A 5182-nucleotide genomic window follows, 5' to 3' on the forward strand; every position below is an offset into this window, starting at 1 on the left:
CACCGTCCTGACGCTATGCGGTACCCGAAATGTCGATCAAGGCCTGTGCTGATCGACATCTCAAACACGGCCTAGAAGCACCTGCACCGACTGGCGATGCTCATCTCGTAGACAAGGATTGCCGAGGTCCTTTTTCCCACCACCACCGGAGGTACTTTCCAGGTGTCGAGGGCAACGGTCGTTCGGTGGTCTCGCAGGCCGGTGCGGTGCTGCTGGATGTCGCGGTCGCGCTGGGCGGGGGCTGCCTGGCCGATGTGGGCACGCTGCGGGCCGAGCCGACCGTGTTCGGGCCGGTGGCATCCGACCCCACGGTCTCCCGGCTGATCAGCAAGCCGTCATGAACGATCGAGGCAAGGGCTGTCCCGCAAACACTGGCTGGGGCGCGCATCGGGTGCTGGGCGGGAAACACGCGAGACTCCGAGGCGGCGGTCGTGGCAGCCTGCGGATATGTCAGAACTGCGCGTTCATGCAGGCCGTCACTACGCCATCCAGTTCCACTACGCCTTGCCGGACGACGCGTGGTGTGTGGAGCTGAGCGAGGCCGAACCGGCGCCGCCCGCGTGGGCTGAGATTCCCAACGCGGAGAAGCACCTGCCTGGAGCTGCCTTCCTGGTGGCGGTGATACCCGACGAGGATCCGGACCTGGAGCCGACCGTCCACATCCACAGTCACGACGAGCACGTCATCCCCTACGAGATCACGCGCTGGTTCATGGAGCATGTGGCCGAGCAGGTTGAACGCTGCCGCACCGCGTTCGAGCAGGGAGAACCTGAAGCAGTGGAATGATCGCGCAGTGACTGGTGTGATCACGACGTCCGAGCCTTCCTCGATACTCCCGTTCACCGGACTGAGCCCGCGGCAGTTCGGCAAGCCGATCACCGCTTTACGCCGCGAGGGCGCGGACCCGGTTCGCAGGGGCAGGCCATGGAGCCTGCCGTCGGAGGACCGGATCCTCCTGGTCGCCGCGTGCTGGCGGACAAACCTGACGCTTCGCCAGCCCGCCCCGCTCTTCGGCATCTCGAAGTCGGCCGCCGACCGCATCGTCGACCACCTTGCCCGGCCGCTGACCCTGCAGCCGCGCAAGCGGTTCCGCAAGGACGCTGTGCTGATCGTGGACGGCGCGCTGGTCCCCACCCGCGACCACACCATCGCCGAGCAGTCGAAGAACTACCGCTACTCCACCAACCACCAGGCCGTGATCGACGCCGACACCTGGTTCGTCGTCGCCGTGGGCCGGCCGGTGCCGGGTAACCGGAACGACTGCAAAGCGTGGGAACTGCGCGGCGCGAAGGACGCCGTCGGCCGGATGACAGCAGGCCAGCCAGCATCCCGTGGATCATTTACTGGACAATCTTTAGCATCGCTGGTCATGGCTACAGTAATCCTGACCGTTGGACTGGCGTTCATCGGCTACCTGGCGACCTATCTGAACGGGCTGCGTCTGGCGCAGAGACAGGCCCGCCTCACGCGCGTCAACCAGCAGCTGAGTGACTTCTACGGGCCGCTGTTCGCCCTGATGGAAGCCAATAGCCGCACCTATGACACCTGGTCGGTGAAGTACGCCCGCCCCGACGGTCGCGACCCCTTTCGCCACGACACTCCTCCTACCGAGCAGGAACTCGCGGAGTGGCGTACCTGGGCCACAACCGTCTTCATCCCCAACATCCAGGCGATGCGAGATGTCGTGGTCACCAAAGCCGACCTCCTCATCGAGGAGGAGATGCCTCAGGCCCTCCTACAGCTTTGCGGCCACGTCTCGGGGTACGAGATCACTGCTGCGCGCTGGGCCCGAGGCAACTATGAAGAGCACCTGTCGGTCATATCCTTCCCGGGCCGGGCGCTCAGAGAGTACATCCGCGACAGGTTCACACAGCTCAAGAGGGAGCAGGCCCGATTGCTGGGACACGGCCGAGCTGCCAGCGGGAACCGACGGACGAGTCTCATCAGTCGATGAGTTGAAGCCCGCCAGCGCAGTCAACGCATTGCGGGAGAGCGTTTAGGCGGTGTCGGCATCGCCGTGTTCGCCCAGGCCCGGCGGTGGCCCGTACGACGGCTCGTAGCCGGTGACCCGGAACGGGCTGCCGACCAGCCGGTGGCCGCCCGCGTCCACCACCGCGTCCGGAGCCTGGGCCAGCGCCTCGGGAAGGGTGCGGACGGCCGCGGCGGGGACCCGGAGCGGGCGCAGGCGGGCCTCCCAGCCGGCGGCCGTGTCGGCGGCCAGTGCCTTGGTCACCGCGGTGATCACCTCGTCGCGGCGTGCCGCACGCTCGGCCATCGTCGGGAAGCCCTCGATGCCGGCTTCGGCGGCGAAGGTGCGCCAGAAGCCGTCGTGGGGGACGAACAGGGCCAGATGGCCGTCGGCGGTCGGGGAGGGCTGGGCGGGGACGTAGTAGGAGTGCGCTCCGCCGAGGCGGCGGGGGGCGACTCCGTCGTTGAGCCAGACCGAGGCGTGGTAGTTGAGCTGGGAGAGCATCACGTCCCGCAGGGAGACCTCGATCTGTCCGCCCCGCCCCGAGACCACCTGGGCCAGCAGGCCGAGCGCGGCGGCGAGTCCGGCCGAGTTGTCGGCGGAGGAGTAGCCGGGCAGCAGGGGCGGGCCGTCCGGGTCGCCGGTGAGGGCGGCGATGCCGGTGGCGGCCTGGACGACGTAGTCGAAGGCGGGTTCGTCGCCGGCCTCCATGCCCCAGCCGGTGAGGGCGACGCACACCAGGCGTTCGTTGTAGGGCTTCAGGTCCTCGTAGGTGAGGCCGAAGCGGCGGATGGCGGACGGTTTGAGGTTGACGAGCAGTGCGTCCGACTCGCGTACGAGGTCGTGCAGCCGGTCCTGTCCGCCGGGCGTGGTCAGGTCCAGGCGGACCGAGCGTTTGCCCCGGTTGAGGCTGGCGAAGTAGGCGTCGGACACCTGCCGGGACAGGTCGCCGCCGGGCGGTTCCACCTTGGTGACCTGTGCCCCCAGGTCGGCGAGGAGCATGGTGGCGTAGGGGCCGGCGAGGATGTGGCCGACTTCCAGGACGCGCAGCGCCGCCAGCGGGCCCGGCCCCCCGGTCACCGGAAGTCCGCGGCGAGGGCCGCGACCGCGTCCCGGGTGCGGAGCTTGGAGGCGACCAGTTCGTCCCGCCCGGTACCGATGGGCAGCAGGCGGACGGACAGGTCGGTCACGCCCGCGTCGGCGAAGCGCCGGAAGCGGGCCGCGATGGCCGCCTCGTCGCCGGCCGCGCAAAGGTCGCCGACGTCGCGTGCGTCACCGTACTCAAGGAGCCGTCGGTAGTTGGGCGATACCTCCGCCTCGCCGAGGATCCGGTTGGCGCGCTCCCGGGCCGCGTCCACCTCGTGCGGAGCGCAGAGGCAGACCGGGATGCCCGCCACAATGCGCGGGGCCGGACGACCCGCCGCCTCCGCCGCCTTGGTGATCGTCGGCACGACGTGCTCGGCCACGGCCCGTTCGTCCGCCATCCACAGCACGGTGCCGTCGGTGTGCTCCCCCGCGATGCGCAGCATCACCGGACCGAGGGCGGCGACCAGGACCGGCAGCGGGGCGACGGGGGCGAGGGTGAGCGGATTGTGCACCTGGAAGACGTCGTTCTCGATGTCCACCGAACTCGTGCCGCTGAAGGCCGTGTTGAGGACTTCGAGGTAGGCGCGGGTGTAGGCGGCGGGCTTCTCGTACGGGACGCCGAGCATGTCGCGGACGATCCAGTGGTGGGAGGCGCCCACGCCGAGGGCGAGTCGCCCGCCGGCGGCGGCCTGGGCCGAGATCGCCTGCCGGGCCAGGGCCACCGGGTGCTGGGCGTGCACGGGGACCACCGCCGTGCCCAGTTCGATGCGCGAAGTGGCCTGTCCCATCAGGGAGACGGCGATGAGGGCGTCGAAGTCGGTGGGCACCTGGGGCACCCACACGGTGTCGAACCCGGCGTCCTCGGCCCAGCGGGCGTCGTCGACCATGCGCGCCGCCTTGTACGCCGCGTCACCCCGCTCGGGACCGCTCATCACTCCGACTCGCATGTCAGCCCTCCTGGGCAGTCAGTGCGCGGATGTCCGCGACGATGGCGTGCAGTGGGGTGCCGGTGGGAAACACGGCCGCCGCTCCGGCCTCCCGCAGCAGCGCCACGTCGGCGGCCGGGATCGTGCCGCCGACGACGACGGGGATGTCGTGCGCTCCCGCCGCGCGGAGCCCGCTCACAGTGCGACGGGTCAGCGTGACATGGGCGCCGGAGAGGATCGACAGGCCGACCACGGCCACGTCCTCCTGAACGGCGGTGGCGACGATGTCCGCCACCCGCCACCGGATGCCCGTGAACACCACCTCGAACCCGGCGTCACGCAGTCCGCGCGCCACCAGCTTGGCCCCGCGGTCGTGCCCGTCGAGCCCGGGTTTTGCGACGAGCACCCGCACCGGCGCGGTCATCAGAACACCACCGGCTGCCGGAACTCGCCCCACACCTCGCGCAGGGCTCCGGCGATCTCGCCGACCGTGCAGTAGGCGTTGGCGCAGGCGATCAGGGGATCCATGAGGTTGGTGTCTCCTTCGGCGGCGCGTCTCAGCCCGGTGAGGCGGGCCCGTACCTCCGCGCCGCTGCGCTCGCCCTTGACCTGGGCGAGCCGCTTGAGCTGCCGTTCCCGTCCTTCGGGGTCGAGTTCGTAGGTGGCCAGGTCCGGCGGGGGCTCCTCAGTGGTGAAGCGGTTGACACCGACGACGGGCCGTAGCCCGGAGTCGACCTCCTGGTGCAGCCGCCAGGCCTCGTCGGCGATGAGCCCCTGGAGGTAGCCGTCCTCGATGCAGCGGACCATTCCGCCGTGCGCCTCCAGGTCGGCCATGATCCCGGTGATCCGCTCCTCCGTGGCGTCGGTGAGCGCCTCCACGAAGTACGAGCCGCCCAGCGGGTCGGCCACCCGTGCCACCCCCGTCTCGTGGGCGAGGATCTGCTGGGTGCGCAGGGCGAGCGTCGCGGACTCCTCGCTGGGCAGCGCGAACGGCTCGTCCCAGGCGGCGGTGAACACCGACTGCACACCGCCGAGCACGGAGGCAAGGGCCTCGTAGGCGACACGCACGGTGTTGTTGCGGGCCTGCGGCGCGTACAGCGAGGCCCCGCCGGCCACGCAGCCGAAGCGGAACATGCACGCCTTGTCGGTCCGCGCGCCGAACCGCTCGCGCACGATGGTCGCCCAACGCCTCCGCCCGGCC

Annotated in this window: 6 protein-coding genes and 2 pseudogenes; 4 read left to right on the forward strand and 4 right to left on the reverse strand. The window is 70.1% G+C overall.

The features are described 5' to 3' along the window. Positions 1-185: 185 nt before the first annotated feature. From KVT45_RS54440 to KVT45_RS54455, 4 genes and pseudogenes are all read left to right on the forward strand, one after another. Positions 186-326, forward strand: a pseudogene (locus tag KVT45_RS54440) (IS1380 family transposase); the annotation flags it as partial. Between the two features lie 121 nt (positions 327-447). Further along, a complete protein-coding gene (locus tag KVT45_RS54445) occupies positions 448-786 on the forward strand; it encodes a hypothetical protein (protein WP_217562463.1) in 339 nt (112 codons plus the stop codon). A 7-nt stretch (positions 787-793) separates the two neighbouring features. Further along, positions 794-1306 (forward strand): annotated as a pseudogene (locus tag KVT45_RS54450) (transposase family protein); the annotation flags it as partial. Positions 1307-1369: 63 nt separating this feature from the next. Beyond that, a complete protein-coding gene (locus KVT45_RS54455) occupies positions 1370-1954 on the forward strand; it encodes a hypothetical protein (protein WP_217562469.1) in 585 nt (194 codons plus the stop codon). Positions 1955-1996: 42 nt separating this feature from the next. Here the strand turns inward: KVT45_RS54455 and KVT45_RS54460 are convergent, their stop codons facing one another. The 4 genes from KVT45_RS54460 to KVT45_RS54475 all read right to left on the reverse strand — a co-directional run. Continuing rightward, positions 1997-3049 carry a CaiB/BaiF CoA-transferase family protein gene (locus tag KVT45_RS54460; protein WP_217562465.1) on the reverse strand — a complete coding sequence of 351 codons (1053 nt, stop codon included), beginning with the start codon at positions 3047-3049 and terminating at the stop codon, positions 1997-1999. After that, the gene (locus tag KVT45_RS54465) at positions 3046-4002 is read right to left on the reverse strand and encodes a TIGR03564 family F420-dependent LLM class oxidoreductase (protein WP_217562467.1); all 957 of its coding nucleotides are present in this window, start codon (positions 4000-4002) and stop codon (positions 3046-3048) included. The genes KVT45_RS54460 and KVT45_RS54465 overlap by 4 nt, the downstream gene beginning before the upstream one ends. A 1-nt stretch (position 4003) precedes the next feature. After that, the gene (locus tag KVT45_RS54470) at positions 4004-4405 is read right to left on the reverse strand and encodes a cobalamin B12-binding domain-containing protein (RefSeq protein WP_089104855.1); all 402 of its coding nucleotides are present in this window, start codon (positions 4403-4405) and stop codon (positions 4004-4006) included. Next, on the reverse strand, positions 4405-5182 hold a 778-nt coding region (locus KVT45_RS54475; RefSeq protein WP_254648732.1), incomplete at its 5' end, for a methylmalonyl-CoA mutase family protein. The genes KVT45_RS54475 and KVT45_RS54470, both read right to left, overlap by 1 nt.

It is taken from the genome of Streptomyces sp. GbtcB6, from assembly GCF_019091475.1.
Classification (GTDB): domain Bacteria; phylum Actinomycetota; class Actinomycetes; order Streptomycetales; family Streptomycetaceae; genus Streptomyces; species Streptomyces hyaluromycini.